Origin of the sequence: Brachybacterium sp. UMB0905 (genome assembly GCF_002871795.1) — a bacterium.
Lineage (GTDB): Bacteria > Actinomycetota > Actinomycetes > Actinomycetales > Dermabacteraceae > Brachybacterium.
The window spans coordinates 159,946-178,967 of sequence record NZ_PNHL01000008.1 but is presented as its reverse complement, the minus strand read 5'-3'; the positions used below and the strand labels follow the sequence as shown (position 1 = coordinate 178,967).

Genomic DNA, 19,022 nt, shown 5'->3' with positions numbered 1-19,022 from the left:
GGATCGTGCGCGACCCTCGTGACCTCTACCGCTTCGAGAGCAGCGAGGTGCTGCAGGCAGTGCCCCGCACCGGGCTGACCCTCGTGCATGCGCTGCCCGGGATGGTGGACGCCGGTGGTGCCTGCCGTATCGCCGCCGAGTATCTGCGCGATGAGCTGCGCACCCTGCCCTTGGTGACCTTCGACACCGATGAGCTGATCGATTACCGCGGCGCCCGCCCCCAGGCCACGTTCGATGGCACCTCGTACACCGAGGTGGGCCTGCCGGAGCTGACCCTCTCGCTCATGTACGACGAGGCGGACCGCCCGTTCCTGTTTCTCGCCGGGCCCGAACCGGACCTGCAGTGGGTGCGCCTCACCGAGGCGCTTATCGACCTCGTGGAGTACTTCGAGGTGGAGCGCGTGGTGGGCATGCAGGCGGTGCCGATGGCGGTGCCGCACACGCGGCCCATCGGCCTGTTCGCCCACGCCAATGACCCGGAGCTGCTGGGCCGCCCGGGCAGCGGGGCCACCCCCGCCCCGGGCACCGGACCGGATCCCGACGGGGTGGAGCTTGTGCTGCCGGCAGCTTTCAGCGCGCTGCTGGAGCATCGCCTGGGCCGGGCCGGGCATCCCGCGATGGGGTATGCCGCGCAGGTCCCGCACTACCTCACGCGCACCGACTTCCCGGCCGGGGCGCTGGCGCTGCTGCGCCGGGTGAGCGAGGCCGCCGAGCTGGATCTGCCGCTCGTGCATCTGGGGGACCTGACCGATGCGGCGGCTGCGGCGCTGCAGGCCACTGTGGAGCAGAACGCCGAAGTGCGCCAGATTGTCGCCGCGCTCGAGGAGCAGTACGACGCCGTGGCGAACTCCGACGGGGATTCGCCGCTGGCGACCACGATGGATCTGCCCACGGCCGATGAGATCGGCGAGCACTTCGAGCGCTTCCTGGCCGATCACGACCAGGGCGGCCCGGAGGATCTGCGCGGCCGCTGAGCGCGCGGGTCGTGGGCCGATGTCTCCGGCAGGTCACCCGTCGGCCGGTTCGTTATTCCTTCGTGACCGCGGAGAAGCTTCCGCACTGTGAAGGAGGCCACGGCCGTGACAGAATGGACGGCGTTGCGGTGATGCAGTTCCAGCAGGACGGTCCGTCACGGGTGCTTCGGCATCCCTGTGCGGTGAGCACCAATGCGCCACCCGCTGTTGCGGGGGACGGCTTCACGCGGCACCGCGGTCGCGCCAGGCGACCGATGATGGACGACACAGAAGGTGACAGGTATGGCACAGGGCTCGGTCAAGTGGTTCAACGCCGAGAAGGGCTACGGCTTCATCGAGATCGACGGGGGCGGCGCTGACGTCTTCGTGCATCACAGCAAGATCGACATGGACGGCTACCGCTCGCTGGACGAGGGCCAGCGTGTGGAGTTCGAGGTGACGCAGGGAGATAAGGGCCCGCAGGCCGAGCAGGTCCGCCCGCTCTGATCTCTGCGTCCTTCGGGACGAGCATCACGGCCCGGCCAGAGCATCCCGCTCTGGCCGGGCCGTTCGCATGCTCAGCCCAGCACCCGGCCCTCGCGCGCCAGCGCCTGGACCTGGGCGCGCGGGGCAAGGCGTACGGAGACCGCGTCGGAGCGCAGGTCCCGATCGATCCCGTCCGGCAGCTCGGCCTGGGAGGCCAGCAGCACGCAGTTGCCGCGCCGCTTGCCGCTGAGGTGCGCCGGCTCAGCGATCACGCCGACGTGGGTGAAGACCTCGCTGAGCGTGGCCACCTCATCGGCCATCAGCCCGCTGCCGGGTGGGGCCGCGCAGTTAGCGAGGTAGATCCCGCCGGGCCGCAGCACCCGTGAGACGTGGCACGCCGCCTCCAGCGAGGTGAGCGAGGACGGTGTCGTCGCGCCGACGAACACATCGCGCACGAGCACATCGAAGCGGTCCTCCCGCCAGGCGGCCAGGGCGGTCGCGGCATCCTCGATGCGCAGGCGCAGCTGTGGGGAGCGCGGCAGATCGAACCATGTGCGCACCTGCTGAGCCAACAGCTCATCGACCTCCACGACGACCTGCCGGGAGGCCGGGTGACGGGCTGTGATCGCACGCGGCAGGGAGCAGCCGCCCCCGCCGAGGTGCGCGATCTGCGCGGCGCTGCGCGCGGAACCGGCGGCGGAGGATGCGCCATCGGCGGGGGAGAGCCCCAGGTGCCGGTCGATCACCAGCAGCATCCAGCGCATGTACTCGAACACCAGGTGTTCCGGCTCGGGATGCAGATGGGAGGAGGGCACGCCGTTGACCTCCAGCAGCACGGAGCCGTCGTTCTCGACGCTCAGGCGCGCGGTGCCGGTCGAGATCGGGATCGGGGTCTCGAGCGGCCCGAGGCTGACGAAGCTGGTGCGGCGCGGGCGGTCACGGCGGGGCATCGCCCCACTGTAGAGCGCGTCGCAGCGGAGCGGTCCGCACCTCTCCTCCACAACGGTGCGTCATCCACAATCCGCGCTCTGGCACCTCGTCTGTCACACCCCGCGCATAGCGTGCACAGCACGGAACGCGACCACGGATCGCCCCGGCCGATGGCCATCACCGCCCCCAGACCCGTCGAGCACAGGCCCAGCCCAGAAGGAGGAGACATGAGCGCCATCCGCACCCGAGGAGCCCGCGCTTCGGCATCCGGTGTCGCGACGGTCCCGCTGCGCCTGCTGCTGTCCCGTCTGGACCAGGATCAGGCGGACCTCGACCGTGCCCGCGCTCTCCTGGCCGAGGGCGAGCGCCTACAGCACAGCGATCCGCGGGAGGCCTTCGAGCTGGTCCACCGCGCCGCACTGCGCGGCGCCGGCGTGATCGCCGCCCGCGCCAATCGGGCCCGGCGCCGTCGCCTGCCCTTGAACGTGTGGGATGCCCTCGCGCGCCTCGGGGGAGCCGATGCCGATCGTGCCGAGCAGGCCGCCCCGATGGTCGCCGAACGCGAGCGCCTGGACCGTGCACCGGGAGCCCGCCCTGACCCGCAGCTGCTGACGGAGCATCTGAGGCTGACCGCCGCCCACCTGGACCAGGTCGCCGCCCGGCTGGTCGAGGAGCTGCCGGCTCCGCTGGCCGAACTCACCGCCGAGTAATCGCGGGCGCGCTGCACACACCCGGTACAGTGCGGGTTCAGGGAGGTGGCGATGCAGGCAGCTCGTACGGGCGAGGACCGGACAGAGATCCCGGGCATCCTCCACCTGGACATGGATGCCTTCTTCGCCTCGATCGAGGTGCGCGATGACCCCGCGCTGCAGGGACGTCGGGTGGTCGTGGGCGGGGCCGGTGCCCGCGGCGTCGTCGCCGCCGCCAGCTACCCAGCGCGCGAGCGTGGCATCCGCTCGGCCATGCCCATGTCGACCGCGCGGCGCCTCGCCCCGGATCTCGTCATCGTGCCGCCGCGCATCGACCACTACCGCCGCGTGAGCGCCCAGGTGATGGAGCTGCTGCACACCGTCGTGGCAGAGGTCGAACAGATCAGCGTCGATGAGGCCTTCCTTGATGTGCGCGGCGCCCAGCGTCTGTTCGGCCCGCCGGAGCAGGTTGCTGCCCTGCTGCGGCAGCGGATCCGCGAGGAGCTCGGGCTGCCCAGCTCCGTGGGCGGCTCGGTATCCCGGGCGGTCGCGAAGATCGCCTCCGCTCAGGCCAAGCCTGATGGCCTGCTCATCGTCCCTGCACAGCGCACCGCCGCCTTCCTCGCCCCGCTGCCGGTCGGCGTGATCTCCGGGGTGGGACCCCGCGCCCAGGCCGGGCTCGAGAAGCTCGGAGTGCGCACCATCGGGCAGCTGCGCGAGCTGCCGCTCTCGACGCTCGCCCGGGTGCTGGGGCCACGCGCCCCTAAGATCGCCCGAATCGCCGACGGTACCGACCGCACAGGCCTGGGCCGACGGGTGCGGGACCGCTCGCTGGGCACCGAGCGCACCTGGGATGAGGACCTCACCGACCCTGCCGAGGTCCGCCGCCGCCTCACGGTCATGGCCGACGACGTGGCCCGCGACCTGCGTCGGCGCGGACTGATCGCCCGCGGGACAGTGCTGAAGCTGCGCAGCCCCGACGGCACCACGATCACCCGCTCGGTGACCCTCGAGCAGCCCACCGCGAGCGGGGAACGGCTGCGGGAGCACGTCGTGGCGCTGTGGGAGCGAGAGCGAGCCTCGATGCCGCGCGTGCGCCTGGCCGGTGTGCGCGCCACGCATCTCGAACGTCATGCCGGTGGGCTCGCCCAGTCTGAGCTGACCGGCAGGTCGGCGGGCTGGCACGAACTGGAAGCTGCGATGGACCAGGCGGTCGAGCGTTTCGGCCGCAGCAGCCTGGCCCGCGGTTCCACCGTGACTCCGGCGGACCCGCCCGCTTCCGGGCACGGTTCACAACGTTCAGCAGAACGGCCTAAACTGGACTGACCGCCGATGTCGGCCCTGAGCCGTCACGGCGCGAAGGCGCCCGCGGGGCGCGCAGGACGGGGACAAGGAGCGGGACCATGCCGCTGTCTGAGCACGAGCAGAAGATGCTCGACGAGATGGAACGCCAGCTGTTCGCGGACGATCCGCGACTGGCCCGTGCTTTTGCGCCGCAGCGCCGCCGTCCCTCCTCCCGCCGCAGCGGCCGCCGCATCCTCCTGGGTCTCGGCATCGTGGTCGTCGGCCTCGGTGTGCTGGTCCTGGCTGTCTCTCTGCCCGCCGTGTGGCTCGGGGTGCTCGCCTTCCTGGGCATGTTGGGCGGAGCGGTGCTGGCGGTCACCACCCCGAGCAGCCCCGCCGAAGATGCCGACAGCGCCGACGGCGGTGATGGCGGGGGAGGGCCCGAGATTCCGCCCGCCCCCGGCGGAGATTCCGGCAGCTTCATGCGCCGCATGGAGGAGCGCTGGGAGAAGCGGGCTGATGAGGACGGCCGCGTCTGACGCGGACGGCGCTGAGCATCTGAACCCCGACGGCCCCGGCTCCCTGTGAGCCGGGGCCGTCGTCGTGCACGCTGCGAGCAGCTCCGCTCGCCCTTTCCACGCCATTCCCCACATCCCTCCACCGGGACCCTCCCCATCCCTCCACCGGACTCCCCGCGTCGCGCAATACCTGCACCGCGGGCTTCTGACCTGCACTGATGAGAGCGCCCGGTCGTTCAGAGCGGCGGGGAGGCGGTCGGTGAGGGCGCCGCACTGTCTCCATCTGCGCCACGCGACGTGGATCTCCCTCCACCTCTCCCCACCCTCGTGACCTGCAAAGATGCAGCCGAAATCGGGCAGTTCGCGGGAAGGTCTGGCTTTTAGTGGGGAGGAGTGGGGTAAAGTGGGGCGCGTTGGGAGGAGATGGGCTCGGATCGCCGTGCGCGGCGGGTGAAGGAGGTCGCGGATGTTCCTCGGCACCTTCACGCCCAAGCTCGACGAGAAAGGGCGCCTGATCTTCCCGGCCAAGTTCCGCGACGAGCTCGCCTCGGGACTGGTCATGACCCGTGGGCAGGAGCACTGCATCGCCGTGTACCCGCTCATGGAGTTCCGCCAGAAGCTCGAGGAGGCCCGTCGGGCGCCCACCACCGACCGGCGCACCCGCGACTACCTGCGCGTGCTGCTGTCCGGCGCGGAGGACGTCATCCCGGACAAGCAGGGCCGCATCACCATCCCGGGCCACTTGCGCACCTATGCGGGGCTGGACCGGGAATGCGCCGTCATCGGCGCTCTCGACCGGCTCGAGATCTGGTCGCTCCCGGCCTGGGAGACCTACCTCGAGCAGAAGGAGGAAGGTTTCGCCGAGACCTCCGAGGAGGTGATCCCGGGCCTGTTCTGAGCCCGAGAGCCCGAACTCCGTCCTGTGAGACCTCTCGTCGTTCCCGCCCCGACGCAACTTCCCCGGTGGCGGGTCGGGAACGACGGGGAATCTGGCAGGACGGCCCCGCCCCGCAGCGCGGGACCGGCTCCGGGCGACCGGAGCGCACTGCCATCAGCACACAGCACGCACGATCCAGGGAAGGGGGGACATGGAACCGACCACCGCCGGCCGTACGGCCGCTGAGCGCCACGTCCCGGTCCTGCTCGAGCAGTGCGTCCAGCTCCTCGCTCCCGCCCTCGACCGCCCCGACGCCGTGCACGTGGATGCCACCCTCGGTATGGGCGGCCACGCGAGCGAGGTGCTGCGCGCCTGCCCGCAGGCCCGCCTGATCGGCATCGACCGCGACCCGCAGGCCCTGGACCTCGCCCGGCAGCGCCTGGCCCACGACGGCGTCGGTGAGCGCGCCACCCTCGTGCACGCCACCTACGACCAGCTGCCCGACGTCCTCGCGGACCTGCAGATCCCCGCCGTCCACGGCGTCATGATGGACCTGGGGCTCTCCAGCTTCCAGATCGACACCGCCGAGCGCGGCTTCTCCTACGCCGCCGACGCCCCGCTGGACATGCGCATGGATCCCACCACCGGCCCCACGGCCGCGGATCTGCTGCGCGACCTCGACGAGACCGAGCTCGCGCGCATCCTGCGCGACTACGGGGATGAGCGCTTCGCCCGCCGTATCGCCCGCCGCATCGTCGACCAGCGCGAGCACGCTCCGATCACCCGCAGCGGACAGCTCGTGCAGCTGCTGGATGCCGCGATCCCCGCCGCCTCCAAGGCCAGCGGAGGCCATCCGGCCAAGCGCACGTTCCAGGCGCTGCGCATCGCCGTCAACGCGGAGCTCGAGATCCTCGCCACCGCGCTCGAGGCCGCCCTCGATGCCCTGGCGGTCGACGGCAGGATCCTCGTGGAGTCCTACCACTCCGGTGAGGATCGCCTGGTCAAAACGGCGTTCGCGCGCCGCACCCGCTCCAGCGCGCCGCCCGGCCTGCCGGTCGAGCTCGAGGAGCACCGCCCCACCTTCAGCCCACTCGTGCGCGGCGCCCGGCAGGCGGACGCCCACGAGCGCGAGACCAACTCCCGCGCCGCCTCCGTGAGGCTGCGCGCCCTCGTCCGCACCCGCATCACCCAGGGAGCACACTGAGATGGCCAGCACCACCGCCGTTCACGCGCCCGCCCTCCGCCCGGTGCGCAAGGGCCGCGCCGCCGCGCGCCCGAAGCTCACCGTCGTCGCCACTCCGAAGGCCAGCGGCAGCTCCCTGCCGTTTGCGCTGCTGTGCACCCTCATCGTCACCGCCACGCTTGCGGCGCTGCTGTTCATGAACATCCAGATGTCCGATGCGAGCTACCGCATCACCCGCCTGCAGATCCAGTCCCAGCGCCTCACCGAGGAGCAGCAGGGGCTGCAGGAGACCAATGAGCGCCTGGGCACCCCGCAGGAGCTCGAGCGGCAGGCTCGCGAGATCGGCATGGTGCCGGTGACCGATCCCGGATATATCGACCTCGACACGGGCCAGATCATCGGCCGGACGGCCCCGGCGGAGCAGACTGGGGGTGCGCCCCAGCTGGCGGAGGTGCCCGCCGAGGAAGCCGTCCCGCCGGCCCAGATCTACGACGAGCCCGAGCCCTACCACGGCATGGGGAACGAAGGGAACTGATATGGCCGCAGCGCGACGTCGGCGCCGAGGGCTGATCCCACCCGCCCGGGTGGGGGAGCCCAGCACCCGCCACCGCCTCCTGATCGTCATGATCATGGTGGCGGTGCTCGCGCTGTCCGGGCGCCTGGTGTGGGTGCAGGGCCTGGACGCGACGGCGCTCGCCCAGGAGGCCGTCGAGCAGCGCACCGTCACCCGTGTCATCCCCGCCATGCGCGGAGACATCGTGGATCGCCGCGGCGAGGTGCTCGCGAGCTCCGTGGAGCGCTACGACATGTGGGTCAACCAGCTCCAGGTGGACCAGTACACCGGGTACGGCGACGACGATCCGCTGGAGGGTGTGGAGGCGGCGGCCCGGGACCTCGCGCCCGTGCTCGGCTGGTCCACAGCGAAGACCCGCGAGGCCCTCACCGGCGAGCGTGGCTTCCAGTACCTCGCCAAAGGGGTGGAGCCGGCCGTCCGCGATGCCGCCATGTCCCTGAAGATCCCCGGGATCGGTTCCGATCGGGTGCCCGAGCGGATCTATCCCGCCGGAGCCGTGGGCGGCAACGTCCTCGGCTTCGTCGGTGACGACGGCACCGCTTGGGCCGGCACCGAGCTGACCTTCGATGAGCAGCTGCGGGGCACCGATGGGCGCACCAGCTATGAGCGGGGTGCGCAGGGCCAGATCATCCCCACGGGCAAGCAGGAGACCACCGAGGCCGTCGACGGCAGCGATGTGGCGCTCACGATCGACCGTGACCTGCAATGGAAGGCGCAGCAGGTGGCGGCCTCGGCGATGGAGAGCTGGGGTGCCACCGGGGCGAGCGCCGTGGTGCTCAATGCCCGTACCGGTGAGGTGCTGGCCCTGGCCGAGCACCCCACCTACGACCCCAATGACCCCGGGGCCGCGGATGAGGAGTACCGCGGCAACCGAGCCATCTCCGATGTCTTCGAGCCCGGATCCACGGGCAAGCTCTTCACCTTCGCGGCAGCGATCGAGGAAGGGGCGGTCACCCCGGAGAGCCAGTACGAGATCCCCTACGAGATGTGGTTCGAGGGTGAGCGGGTCAAGGACTCCCATCAGCACCCCGAGCAGCGGCTGACTGCCGCCGGGGTGCTCAAGAACAGCTCCAATGTGGGCACGGTGCAGATCGCCGAGACCGTCAGCCCCGAAGTGCGTTACGACTACCTGCGCGCCTTCGGTCTGGGGGAGCGCACCGGCATCGAACTGCCGGCTGAGGCCGCGGGGGTGGTCCACCCCGTGTCGCAGTGGTCCGGCCGCACCCGCTACACCACCGCCTTCGGTCACGGCTACTCCGTGAACGCCCTGCAGATGGTCTCCGCCGTGGGCACCTTCGCCAATGACGGGGTGCGCGTGCAGCCCTCCCTGATCCAGGGAGTGCGGCAGGCCGATGGCAGCATCAAGCCCCTCGGTGAGCCCGAGCAGACGCGCGTGGTCTCCTCCGAGACCGCCGCGACCATGCGCGAGCTGATGGACAACGCCGTGGATGATGATGAGCATGCGGCCGCGATCCCGGGCTACGCCGTGGCCGGCAAGACCGGCACCGCCCAGGTGCCCGGAGGCACCTACACCGCCTCCTTCATCGGCTTCGCACCGGCCGATGACCCGGAGCTCGTGGTCGGGGTGTTCGTCTTCGGGCTGAACAGCTACATCTCCGGCTCCCGGGCCGCCGCGCCGGCGTTCTCGGAGCTGACCGCCTTCGCCCTGCAGAACCAGGGCATCGCCCCCACTGGCCAGCCCGGCCGCGAGCTCGAGAACGAGTGGTGAGCTGAGCATGACCTCTCCCGATGAGAACCGTCCGGTTGAGCCTGCCCGCCCCCGCACCCCGGCAGGCATGAGCTCCACTGACCTTGCCCAGCTGCTCTGTGTGGAGCCCCCTGCCCCCGCAGTGTGGCTGACCGGTGTCACCCTCGACTCCCGCTCCGTCCAGGAGGGGGACCTGTGGTGCGCCCTGCCCGGTGCGAACGCCCACGGCGCCGACTTCGCCGCCCAGGCGCAGGAGCGCGGGGCCGCCCTCGCCCTGACCGACGCCGCCGGGGCTCCGCGCTGCACGCAGGCGGGCCTTCCCGCGCTGGTGGTCAACGATCCCCGCGCCGTCACTGCGCTCGCGGCCGCTGCCGTGCTGGGCCGACCCGCCCGGCAGCTCGCCATCATCGGCGTGACCGGTACCAACGGCAAGACCTCGGTGACCACCGCCGTGGTACACACGCTGCAGGCCCTCGGTGTGCCGAGCGGCATGATCGGCACCTCCGGCACCACCTACACCGGGGCCGATGGGGATGAGCACCGTATCGCGACCGTTCGCACCACCCCGGAGGCCCCGGAGGTCCACGGCATTTTCGCGCGCATGGTTGAGGACGGTGTGCAGATCGCCGCGATGGAGGTCTCCAGCCATGCCCTCGTCCTGCACCGCGCTGACGAGGTCATCTACGACATCGCGCTGTTCACGAACCTCAGCCAGGACCATCTGGATTTCCACGGGACGATGGAGGAGTACTACGCCGCCAAGCGCGAGCTGTTCACCCCTGCGCATGCCCGGCGCGGCGTGATCTGCGTGGACGATGCCTGGGGCCGCCGCCTCGCCGAGGAGGCCCAGATCCCGGTGACGACCTATGCGACCATCCCCGGCACCGAGGCTGATCACACCGTCCGTGAGGTGCGTCCCGACGGGTACGGCAGCACCTTCCAGCTCGACAGCCCGGAGGGATCCCGGCAGCTGCACGCCGCTCTGCCCGGAGCGCACTACGTCGCCAACACGGTCGCCGCGCACCTGCTGCTCGCGGGCCTCGGACACCATGGAGACGAGGTCGATGCGGCGCTCGCCGCCCACGGCACCGTGCCCGGCCGCATGGAGGCCGTCGCCCAGCAGCCCGTGCTCGGCGTCGTCGACTTCGCCCACACCCCCGATGCCCTCGAGAAGGCCCTCGGCACCCTGCGCGCGGTGCCCAGCACCCGTCGGATCATCGCTGTGATCGGGGCCGGCGGGGACCGGGATCGCACCAAGCGCCCCCTGATGGGGGAGGTCGCCGGGCGGCTCGCCGACGTGGTGATCGTCACCGATGACAATCCCCGCAGTGAGGACCCCGCCGCGATCCGCGAGCAGGTCGCTGCCGGCATTCCCGCGACGAGCCCCGCCCAGGTCCTCGTGGTGGACGGCCGCGCAGAGGCCATCCGGCGTGCGGTGCAGATCGCCGACGTGTCCGACACCATCCTGGTGGCCGGCAAGGGAGCCGAGAGCGGACAGGAGATCAGGGGTATCGTCCAGCCGTTCGATGACCGCGCCCAGCTGCGCGAGGCCCTCACGGCCGCCGCTGCGCCGCACGGAGCCGCCGAGACCACCCCCACGGACGAAGGACGCTGAGCATGCTCGAGACCACGGCACGGCAGATCGCTGACCTCACCGGTGGTGAGCTCGTCGGCGGTGCCCGCGGCGACGAGACGGTCACCGGGATCGCCCGCATCGACTCCCGCGAGGTGCGGGACGGTGATCTCTTCGCTGCCTTCGCCGGGGAGCAGGCCGACGGCCACGACTACCTGGAGGCCGCACGCGCGGCCGGCGCGACCCTGGCCCTGGTGAGCACCGTCCCGGAGGATCTGACCCTGCCCGCGGTGCGGGTGAGCGACGTCCAGGAGGCACTCGCCGCTCTGGCCCGTGCGCAGCTGGAGCGCGCCCGCCGGGAGAACCCGCAGCTCACCGTGTTGGCGATCACCGGCAGCGCCGGCAAGACCGGCACCAAGGACCTGCTGGGCACCGTGCTCGCCAGCGCCGGGGAGACCATCGCCCCCGTCGGCAGCTTCAACAATGAGCTGGGTCTGCCGCTGACGGTGCTGCGCCTGACCCCCGCCACCCGGTTCCTGGTGCTCGAGATGGGCGCCCGCGGTATCGGCCACATCGCCCACCTCACCGCGATCGCCCGCCCCGATGTGGCGCTCGTGCTCAATGTCGGCAGCGCACACCTGGGCGAATTCGGGTCCGTGGAGGCGATCGCCCAGGCCAAGGGCGAGCTCGTCGAGGCGCTCGAGCCGACGGGCCGCGCTGTGCTGGCCGCCGAGGACCACCGCGTCGCCGCGATGGCCGAGCGCACGAACGCCCCGTCGGTCACGTGGGGTTTCGATGCCGGGCAGGTGCGCGGAGAGAACCTCACCCTGGACGATGAGGCACGCATCGGTTTCACCCTGCAGATCCCCGCGGGGCTCACCACCGTGGACGGCGCCCCCATCCCGCCCGGCGAGCACGCGGTGCGCCCGGACCTGCTCGGCGAGCACCAGGCCGGCAATGCCCTGGCCGCCCTGACCGCCGCGATCAGCGTAGGCGTGGACCCCGCCGCCGCGGCAGCGGCCCTGCAGGATGCGCGTCTGGGCTCCGGGCACCGCATGCAGGTCCACCGCGCCGGCGGCGCGATGATCATCGATGACGCCTACAACGCGAACCCCGACTCCATGCGGCAGGCGCTCAAGACCCTCGCCCACCTGGGCCGCAGCCACCGCACCATCGCGGTGCTCGGCGAGATGCTCGAGCTGGGGGAGGAGTCCACGATGCTGCACGACCAGATCGGTCGGTTGGCCGTGCGGCTGAACATCTCCCAGCTGTACGCCGTCGGCTCCGGGGCGGCGGCCATGCACCATGGAGCGAGCCTCGAGGGCAGCTTCGGTGGGGAGTCCGAGCTGCTCGCCGACGTCGATGAGGCGATCGCCGTGCTACAACGGGTGGTGCAGCCCGGTGACGTCGTCCTTGTGAAGTCCTCGCGCGACGCAGGACTGCGCCGCATCACCGCTCCGCTCCTGGAGCATCTGCAGGCCAGCCACCCCTGTGAGACCGACGCACGGACGGGAGAGAACGCATGATCGCGATCCTCGTCGCCGGTGCCGCCGCGCTGGTGCTGTCATTCCTGGGCACCCCGCTGTACATCCGCTTCCTCTCCGCCCGCGGCTACGGACAATTCGTGCGCGATGACGGCCCCACCACGCACGCCACCAAGCGCGGCACCCCCACTATGGGCGGCGTCGCGATCATCCTCGCGGTCCTCATCGCCTACTTCGGCACCCACCTGGTGCTGTGGTCATCACCGAGCGCTTCCGTGATGCTCGTGCTGTTCCTCGCCGTGGGCCTGGGCATCGTGGGCTTCCTGGATGACTTCCTGAAGATCTCCCAGCAGGACTCCACCGGACTGCGACCCCGCTACAAGCTGCTCGGGCAGTTCGTCGTGGCCACCGCCTTCTCACTGCTGGCCCTGCTGTTCCCGGATGACCTCGGCCGCACGCCCGCCTCGACGATGATCTCCTTCGTCCGGGATATCACCTGGCTGGACCTGGCGTTCCTCGGCACCGTGATCGGCGTGATCCTCTTCGCGCTGTGGGCGAACTTCCTCGTCGCGGCCTGGTCCAATGGCGTGAACCTGACCGATGGGCTCGACGGCCTGGCCACGGGCGCGACCATCCTGTTCACCACCGCCTACCTGGTGATCAGCTTCTGGCAGTGGCGCCAGAGCATGAACATCCTTGAGGGCGCCGCGGATCCCGCGACCGCCTACGCTGCGCGCGATCCGCTGGACGTGGCTGTGCTGTGCGCCGCGATCATCGGCGCCTGCGTCGGCTTCCTGTGGTGGAACACCTCTCCGGCGAAGATCTTCATGGGCGATACCGGCTCCCTCGCCCTGGGCGGGGCGATCGCGGGCCTGACCATCGTCACCCGCACCGAGATCCTCGGCGCCATCATCGGCGGCCTGTTCGTCACCATCTCCCTGTCGGTCATCATCCAGGTCACCAGCTTCAAGCTCACCCGCAAGCGCGTGTTCCGCATGGCGCCGCTGCAGCACCACTTCGAGCTCAAGGGCTGGAACGAGGTCACCATTGTGGTGCGGTTCTGGATCGTCGCCGGTGTGCTGGCGGCACTGGGTCTGGGCATCTTCTACCTCGATGCGCTGCCGGGGCTGAACGCATGACCGCCCCGGTCGTGCCCGTCCTGCAGCGGCCGTGGCCCGGCCTGGACGTCAGCGGTCTGCGGATCCTCGTGGCCGGTTTCGGGGTCTCCGGCTACGCCGTGGCCGACCAGACGATGCAGCGCGGCGCCCACGTGCTCGCCGTGGATAGCAAGGACACCGAGGAGGTGCGCGAACGCGCCCGCATCCTCGAGGTCCTCGGGGTTGAGGTACGCCTCGGCGCCGAGCACACCACCGCTCTGCCCACGGATCGGGAGATCGACCTCGTGGTCACCTCCCCGGGGTGGCGGCCCGATCAGCCGCTGCTGGCGGCCGCCGCCGCGGCCGGCATCCCGATCTGGAGCGAGGTGGAGCTCGCCCGCCGCATGCAGGCCGCCGACGGTCCCGCGTGGCTGGGCGTCACCGGCACCAACGGCAAGACCACCACCGTGACGATGCTCGATTCGATCCTGCGCGCGGCCGGACTGCGCGCCACTGCCTGCGGCAACGTGGGACTGCCGGTGATCGAAGCGGCCCTGGACCCCGAGGGGTATGACGTGCTGGCCCTCGAGCTGTCCAGCTTCCAGCTGCATTGGACCGAGCATCTGGACCTCGAGGCCGCCGCGGTGCTGAACATCAGCGAGGACCACCTGGACTGGCACGGTGGCGCAGAGGCCTACGCCGCCGCGAAAGGCCACATCTTTGAGGGCGTGCGCACCGCCTGCGTCTACACCGTCGCCGATGACGCCACCCGGCACCTCGTGGAACAGGCCGATGTGGCCGAGGGCGCGCGAGCCATCGGCCTCACGCTCGGCACCCCCGCGCTCAGTGAGCTCGGGGTGGTCGACGGCATCCTTGTGGATCGCGCTTTCATCGCGGAGCGTCGCCGCGCCGCCGCCGAGCTCGCCACCCTCGAGGACCTTACCCACCTCGCGCCCCACGGCGTCGGCCCCCACCTGGTGTTCGATGCCCTGGCCGCCGCGGCGCTCGCCCGCGCCTACGGCGTGGAGCCCATCGCTGTCCAGCAGGGCCTGCGCAGCTATCAGCTGGGCGGACACCGTGCCCAGCACCTGGCCACCATCGACGGCGTGAGCTACGTCGATGACACGAAGGCCACCAATCCCGCTGCTGCCTCCGCGTCGCTGCGCGCAGCCGAGCGCACCGTGTGGATCGCCGGTGGGGATACCAAGGGCGCGGACGTCGACGCGCTCGTGGCCGACAATGCCTCGCGTCTTGTGGGCGTGGTGCTGCTGGGCACGGAGGCCGCCGCGTTCACCCAGGCACTTGCCCGACACGCGCCCGAGGTCCCCGTCCACCGGGTCGATCCGGGCCACACTGACGATGTCGGGAACAGATCCCGGCTCATGCAGGAGGCTGTCGCCGCTGCCCACGAGCTCGCCACCGCGGGTGATGTGGTGCTGCTGGCCCCCGCCGCCGCCAGCATTGACCAGTTCCGTGACTATGCGGAACGGGGGGATCTGTTCGCGGCGGCCGTGTCCCGACTGCCAGGAGAGCGCGCATGACGATGGAGGACACGAGGCGCCGTGCCTCACAGGCCCCGCGCCGCCGCTCCACCCAGGTGCTGCGTCCCGATGAGGAACAGCCGCTGGGCAATATCGGCGGCCGCGCCCGCGAGGAGCTCGCCGGGTGGCTGCGCTCCCCGGCCCTGGACTTCTACGCCCTCATCGTGGTGGGCACCCTGCTGGTGGGGATCGGCCTGGTGATGGTGCTGTCCTCCAGCTCGGTGGGAAACATCTCCCGCGGCGACTCGGGATTCGCCGGCCTGCTGCGCCAGGGCACCTTCGCGGCCATGGGTCTGGTGGGCTTGGTGACCGCGGCGATCCTGCCCCCGGGCTTCTACCGGCGCACCGCCTGGATCCTGTTTGCCCTGGGCCTGGGGCTGCAGTGCCTCGTGCATGTGCCCGGCCTCGGCTGGGAGGTCTACGGCAACCGCAACTGGATCCGCATCGCCGGCCAGACCCTCCAGCCCTCGGAGTTCCTCAAGCTCTCGCTCGCCATCTGGCTCGGGGCACTGCTCGCCATGAAGCGACCGCTGCTGAACCGGCCCGGGCACCTGCTGTTCCCCCTTGTGCCCGGTGCGGGACTCGCGTTGGGGCTCGTGGTGTGGGGGCATGACCTCGGCACCACGCTCGTGATGTGCATGCTCGTGGCCGGCGCCGTGTGGGTGGCGGGAGTGCCGCGCCGCTGGTTCGTCGGTGCCGGCCTCGTGGGCCTGGCCGGAGTGATCGCCCTGACCATCACCAGCGGCAACCGGATGGCCCGCATCAACAACTGGCTGCACGGCACCTGTGAAGGCGACTCCTGCCTGCAGTCCCAGCAGGGGATGATGGGCTTGGCCGAAGGCGGCTGGTGGGGCGTGGGCCTGGGCGAATCCCGCCAGAAGTGGGGGCGCCTGCCCGCCGCCGAGAACGACTACATCTTCGCGATCATCGGCGAGGAGCTGGGGCTCATCGGCACCCTCGGCGTGCTCGCCCTCTTCACGGCCCTGGCCCTGATCATGTTCCGCATGATCAACCGCCTGGAGGATCACTTCCAGCAGATCACCGTGGCCGGTATCAGCGCCTGGCTGCTGGGGCAGGCCTTCGTGAACATGATGGTGGTCACCGGGCTGCTGCCCGTGATCGGCGTGCCCCTGCCCTTCATCTCCTCCGGTGGCTCCGCACTGCTGGCCTCGATGACCGCGCTGGGCGTGCTGCTGTCCTTCGCGCGGCGCGAACCGGGCGCCGCCGAAGCCATCGGCGCCCGCATGGGCACGGTGCGCCGCTCCATCTCGATCCTGCCCGCCCCCGCCCGCTCCACCTCTGCGCCCCCCACCCAGCCCGCGTCCGGACGGACCCGCACGCGCCGCCGCCGTGGGCGCTCCCGCCGTACCGCATCTCGAAGGACCCGATGACCACCACCGCCGCGCCCCGCATCCTGCTGGCCGGCGGCGGCAGCGCCGGTCATGTCTCGCCGCTGCTCGCCACCGCCGCCCAGCTCTCCCGCCGCACCCCCGAGGCGGAGATCCTCGTGCTCGGCACCGCCGAGGGACTCGAGGCGGATCTCGTCCCCGCCGCCGGGTACGAGCTCGCCACCATCGAGAAGGTCCCCTTCCCGCGCCGTCCGAACGGGGCCGCGGTGCGCTTCCCGGTCCGCTTCGCCGCCACCGTGCGGCAGGTGCGGCGCCTGCTGCGCGACCGCGCAATCGACGTGGTCGCCGGGTTTGGCGGATACGTGTGCCCGCCGGCCTACCTCGCGGCCGGCTCGCTGCGACGGCCCTTGGTGGTGCATGAGGCCAACCGCCGGCCGGGGCTCGCCAACCGTCTCGGTGCCCGCCGCGCCGCCGCGGTGCTGACCGCGTTCCCCGGCTCCACCCTGCCCGGCGCGCACCGCATCGGTATGCCCATGCGTGAGGGCATCGCCCATCTGGACCGCGCCGCCCGCCGCGATGACGCCCTGCGCGGCTTCGGCCTGGACCCGGCCCGGCCCGTGCTGCTGGCAACCGGCGGTTCCCTCGGCGCGCAGCGGCTGAACACCGCCGTGGCCGAGGCCGCCGAAGATTTCACCGCCGCCGGCGCCCAGATCCTCCACATCACCGGCCGCGGCAAGGCCGAGGGCATCACCGAGGTCCCCGGCTACCGGGTGCTCGAATACGTCTCCGCGATGGAAGACGCCTATGCCGCCGCGGACCTCGCTCTGACCCGCTCTGGAGCAGGGACCGTGTGCGAGCTGACCGCCGTCGGCCTACCGGCCGTGCTCGTGCCCCTGCCGATCGGCAACGGCGAGCAGGCTCTGAACGGCCAGGATGTCGTGGAGGCCGGGGGAGCGCTCATGGTGCCCGATGCCGAGCTGGATGCGGAGCATCTGCGCACCGCCGTGCTGCCGCTGCTGCGCGACGGCGACCGCCGCGATGAGATGGCGCGCGCCGCCCGCGCCTTCGGCATCACCGACGCCGCGGAGGTGATGGCCGATGTCATCATCGCCGCCGTCCGCGGTGAGGAGCCGCCCCTGCCGCCCGCGGACCAGGAGATGGGCCGATGAGCGCTGGGCCGATGGACACTGGGCAGGTAAGTGCTGATGAGCCCCTGACGCCTCGCACGATCCTGCGTCCCGGCGAGGTCATCACCCGACCCGACTGGCCCGCCGAGCTGCCGGTGCGCTCCGTGCATGTGGTGCGCATCGGCGGTGCCGGCATGAGCGCTGTGGCCCGCCTCGCGCTCGAGGCCGGGTACACCGTCAGCGGCTCTGACTCCCAGGACGGCCAGTTCATCGGCCCCCTGCGCGCGGCCGGGGCCCGCATCGGCATCGGCTTCGACGCCGCGCTGCTCGCCCCGGACCTGGATCTCGTGATTGTCTCGACCGCCGTGCGGGCGGACAACCCCGAGGTCCGCGCCGCCCGCGAACGCGGCATCCCCGTCATCCACCGTGCCGCGGCGCTCGCCGGGCTGCTGGGCTCGCGAGAGCTCGTGGCCGTCGCTGGCACGCATGGCAAGACCACCACCACCGGCATGGCCGTCGCGGCGCTGCGTGGTGCGGGGCACGATCCCGCCTGGGCGCTGGGCGCGGCCGTCCCCGACCTCGGCCGCAACGCCGGGTTCGCTGCGGATCCGGCGCGCGGCGATGCGGCGGGGGAGCGTCTGGCGGTCGTGGAGGCCGATGAGTCCGACGGCTCCTTCCTCGCCTTCACGCCCCGCTCCCTCGTGGTGACGAACCTCGAGCCCGATCACCTGGACTTCCACGGCGATGCCGCGCATCTCACCGCGGCCTTCGATGCCCTCACCGCCCGGATCGCGGGCGGCGGCACCCTCGTGGTGTGTGCCGATGACGACGGGGCCCGCGCCCTCGGGGACCGGGCCGCGGCACGGGGCATCGCGGTCCTCACCTATGGCACGGCCGAGGACGCCGCCTGGCGCCTGGTCCGCGAACAGCCCGGCCCGCGCGGCACTGCGATCACCGTGTACAGTCCCGCGGGTCCGCTCGACCTTGAGCTGTCGGTCACCGGCCACCACAATGCCCTGAACGCGCTCGGCGCCCTCGCCGCGACCGCAGCCGCGGACCCGTCGGCCGATCCCCGGGCCCTCGCCGCGGGGCTCGCCGGGTTCACGGGGGCCGCCCGGCGCTTCGATGTGGCCGGCACCGTCGCAGGGGTGACGGTGGTGGATGACTACGCCCACCATCCGCGGGAAGTGGCTGCCGCGATCGCCGCCGCCCGCGGCATCGTCACCGCCGCGCAGCAGGGCGGGCGCGTCCTCACCGTGTTCCAGCCGCATCTGTTCTCCCGCACCCGCGACTTCGCCGCACAGTTCGCCAGTGCTCTCGAAGACGCCGATCGCACCTGGGTGCTGCCGATCTACGCCGCCCGCGAGGACCCCGACCCGACCGTCACTGCGCGCACCATCACCGAGCTCGCCGGAGATCAGGTCACCTCGCTGGAGGCGGATGACCAGGCGGCAGCGGCGGTCGCTGCGGTCGCTGCCGAGGGGGATGTGCTGCTCATGCTCGGCGCGGGCAGCATCGACCAGCTCACCCCCGGCGTGATGACCGCCCTCGCCGCCGCGGAGGCCCCGTGATGGCTCGTCGGCCCAGCGCCCCGCGCCCCCGCGGCACCGGCCGGTCGTCGGCCCGGCCCACTCCGCCGCGGACGGCGC

General features: G+C 71.6%; 17 protein-coding genes. 16 read left to right on the top strand and 1 reads right to left on the bottom strand.

Features of this window, described 5'->3' with window-relative positions; genetic code table 11:
* The first annotated feature begins 5 nt into the window (after nucleotides 1-5).
* Nucleotides 6-974 carry a proteasome assembly chaperone family protein gene (locus tag CJ197_RS09775; protein WP_102236555.1) on the top strand — a complete coding sequence of 323 codons (969 nt, stop codon included), beginning with the start codon at nucleotides 6-8 and terminating at the stop codon, nucleotides 972-974.
* 282 nt (nucleotides 975-1,256) lie between these two features.
* The gene (locus CJ197_RS09770; protein WP_010534039.1) at nucleotides 1,257-1,460 is read left to right on the top strand and encodes a cold-shock protein; all 204 of its coding nucleotides are present in this window, start codon (nucleotides 1,257-1,259) and stop codon (nucleotides 1,458-1,460) included.
* Nucleotides 1,461-1,531: 71 nt separating this feature from the next.
* On the opposite strand, the gene CJ197_RS09765 is transcribed toward CJ197_RS09770, so the two are convergent.
* A complete protein-coding gene (locus CJ197_RS09765; protein ID WP_102236554.1) occupies nucleotides 1,532-2,389 on the bottom strand; it encodes a spermidine synthase in 858 nt (285 codons plus the stop codon).
* 207 nt (nucleotides 2,390-2,596) lie between these two features.
* On the opposite strand from CJ197_RS09765, the gene CJ197_RS09760 reads away from it, so the two are divergent.
* The 14 genes from CJ197_RS09760 (at nucleotide 2,597) to murC (ending at nucleotide 18,944) form a co-directional block, all read left to right on the top strand.
* Nucleotides 2,597-3,079, top strand: a complete 483-nt coding sequence (locus CJ197_RS09760; RefSeq protein ID WP_233190813.1) for a hypothetical protein — start codon at nucleotides 2,597-2,599, stop codon at nucleotides 3,077-3,079.
* Between the two features lie 51 nt (nucleotides 3,080-3,130).
* Entirely contained in the window at nucleotides 3,131-4,384 is a 1,254-nt protein-coding gene (gene dinB / locus CJ197_RS09755) for a DNA polymerase IV (RefSeq protein WP_102236553.1), read from the top strand.
* 77 nt (nucleotides 4,385-4,461) lie between these two features.
* The gene (locus CJ197_RS09750; RefSeq protein WP_102236552.1) at nucleotides 4,462-4,881 is read left to right on the top strand and encodes a DUF3040 domain-containing protein; all 420 of its coding nucleotides are present in this window, start codon (nucleotides 4,462-4,464) and stop codon (nucleotides 4,879-4,881) included.
* 445 nt (nucleotides 4,882-5,326) lie between these two features.
* Nucleotides 5,327-5,758, top strand: a complete 432-nt coding sequence (gene mraZ / locus CJ197_RS09745; RefSeq protein ID WP_102236551.1) for a division/cell wall cluster transcriptional repressor MraZ — start codon at nucleotides 5,327-5,329, stop codon at nucleotides 5,756-5,758.
* A 190-nt stretch (nucleotides 5,759-5,948) separates the two neighbouring features.
* Nucleotides 5,949-6,941: a 16S rRNA (cytosine(1402)-N(4))-methyltransferase RsmH gene (gene rsmH / locus CJ197_RS09740; protein WP_102236550.1), complete on the top strand. Its 993-nt coding sequence runs from the start codon at nucleotides 5,949-5,951 to the stop codon at nucleotides 6,939-6,941.
* A gap of 1 nt (nucleotide 6,942) precedes the next feature.
* Nucleotides 6,943-7,455 carry a hypothetical protein gene (locus tag CJ197_RS09735; RefSeq protein WP_102236549.1) on the top strand — a complete coding sequence of 171 codons (513 nt, stop codon included), beginning with the start codon at nucleotides 6,943-6,945 and terminating at the stop codon, nucleotides 7,453-7,455.
* A gap of 1 nt (nucleotide 7,456) precedes the next feature.
* The gene (locus CJ197_RS09730; RefSeq protein WP_102236548.1) at nucleotides 7,457-9,223 is read left to right on the top strand and encodes a penicillin-binding protein 2; all 1,767 of its coding nucleotides are present in this window, start codon (nucleotides 7,457-7,459) and stop codon (nucleotides 9,221-9,223) included.
* A 7-nt stretch (nucleotides 9,224-9,230) separates the two neighbouring features.
* On the top strand, nucleotides 9,231-10,817 hold the full coding sequence (locus CJ197_RS09725; protein WP_102236547.1) for a UDP-N-acetylmuramoyl-L-alanyl-D-glutamate--2,6-diaminopimelate ligase: 1,587 nt from the start codon (nucleotides 9,231-9,233) through the stop codon (nucleotides 10,815-10,817).
* A gap of 2 nt (nucleotides 10,818-10,819) precedes the next feature.
* Nucleotides 10,820-12,301 (top strand): UDP-N-acetylmuramoyl-tripeptide--D-alanyl-D-alanine ligase, encoded by a 1,482-nt coding sequence (gene murF / locus CJ197_RS09720; RefSeq protein ID WP_102236546.1) that lies wholly within the window; start codon nucleotides 10,820-10,822, stop codon nucleotides 12,299-12,301.
* Complete coding sequence (gene mraY, locus CJ197_RS09715; RefSeq protein ID WP_102236545.1) at nucleotides 12,298-13,398, top strand: phospho-N-acetylmuramoyl-pentapeptide-transferase; 1,101 nt, start codon at nucleotides 12,298-12,300, stop codon at nucleotides 13,396-13,398. The genes murF and mraY overlap by 4 nt, the downstream gene beginning before the upstream one ends.
* A complete protein-coding gene (gene murD, locus CJ197_RS09710; RefSeq protein WP_102236544.1) occupies nucleotides 13,395-14,897 on the top strand; it encodes a UDP-N-acetylmuramoyl-L-alanine--D-glutamate ligase in 1,503 nt (500 codons plus the stop codon). Before mraY ends, murD begins: the two co-directional genes overlap by 4 nt.
* Nucleotides 14,894-16,288, top strand: coding sequence for a putative lipid II flippase FtsW (gene ftsW, locus CJ197_RS09705; RefSeq protein ID WP_102236543.1), 1,395 nt, complete (start codon nucleotides 14,894-14,896; stop codon nucleotides 16,286-16,288). Before murD ends, ftsW begins: the two co-directional genes overlap by 4 nt.
* On the top strand, nucleotides 16,285-17,415 hold the full coding sequence (murG, locus tag CJ197_RS09700; protein ID WP_102236542.1) for an undecaprenyldiphospho-muramoylpentapeptide beta-N-acetylglucosaminyltransferase: 1,131 nt from the start codon (nucleotides 16,285-16,287) through the stop codon (nucleotides 17,413-17,415). The genes ftsW and murG overlap by 4 nt, the downstream gene beginning before the upstream one ends.
* Entirely contained in the window at nucleotides 17,412-18,944 is a 1,533-nt protein-coding gene (gene murC, locus CJ197_RS09695) for a UDP-N-acetylmuramate--L-alanine ligase (RefSeq protein ID WP_233190811.1), read from the top strand. Before murG ends, murC begins: the two co-directional genes overlap by 4 nt.
* Nucleotides 18,945-19,022 lie beyond the last annotated feature (78 nt).

Coding starts and splice junctions, on each gene's coding strand:
- CJ197_RS09770 (WP_010534039.1), top strand. CDS start 1,257: ATGGCACAGGGCTCGGTCAAGTGGTTCAACGCCGAGAAGGGCTACGGC.
- CJ197_RS09765 (WP_102236554.1), bottom strand. CDS start 2,389: ATGCCCCGCCGTGACCGCCCGCGCCGCACCAGCTTCGTCAGCCTCGGG.
- CJ197_RS09760 (WP_233190813.1), top strand. CDS start 2,597: ATGAGCGCCATCCGCACCCGAGGAGCCCGCGCTTCGGCATCCGGTGTC.
- dinB (WP_102236553.1), top strand. CDS start 3,131: ATGCAGGCAGCTCGTACGGGCGAGGACCGGACAGAGATCCCGGGCATC.
- CJ197_RS09750 (WP_102236552.1), top strand. CDS start 4,462: ATGCCGCTGTCTGAGCACGAGCAGAAGATGCTCGACGAGATGGAACGC.
- mraZ (WP_102236551.1), top strand. CDS start 5,327: ATGTTCCTCGGCACCTTCACGCCCAAGCTCGACGAGAAAGGGCGCCTG.
- rsmH (WP_102236550.1), top strand. CDS start 5,949: ATGGAACCGACCACCGCCGGCCGTACGGCCGCTGAGCGCCACGTCCCG.
- CJ197_RS09735 (WP_102236549.1), top strand. CDS start 6,943: ATGGCCAGCACCACCGCCGTTCACGCGCCCGCCCTCCGCCCGGTGCGC.
- CJ197_RS09730 (WP_102236548.1), top strand. CDS start 7,457: ATGGCCGCAGCGCGACGTCGGCGCCGAGGGCTGATCCCACCCGCCCGG.
- CJ197_RS09725 (WP_102236547.1), top strand. CDS start 9,231: ATGACCTCTCCCGATGAGAACCGTCCGGTTGAGCCTGCCCGCCCCCGC.
- murF (WP_102236546.1), top strand. CDS start 10,820: ATGCTCGAGACCACGGCACGGCAGATCGCTGACCTCACCGGTGGTGAG.
- mraY (WP_102236545.1), top strand. CDS start 12,298: ATGATCGCGATCCTCGTCGCCGGTGCCGCCGCGCTGGTGCTGTCATTC.
- murD (WP_102236544.1), top strand. CDS start 13,395: ATGACCGCCCCGGTCGTGCCCGTCCTGCAGCGGCCGTGGCCCGGCCTG.
- ftsW (WP_102236543.1), top strand. CDS start 14,894: ATGACGATGGAGGACACGAGGCGCCGTGCCTCACAGGCCCCGCGCCGC.
- murG (WP_102236542.1), top strand. CDS start 16,285: ATGACCACCACCGCCGCGCCCCGCATCCTGCTGGCCGGCGGCGGCAGC.
- murC (WP_233190811.1), top strand. CDS start 17,412: ATGAGCGCTGGGCCGATGGACACTGGGCAGGTAAGTGCTGATGAGCCC.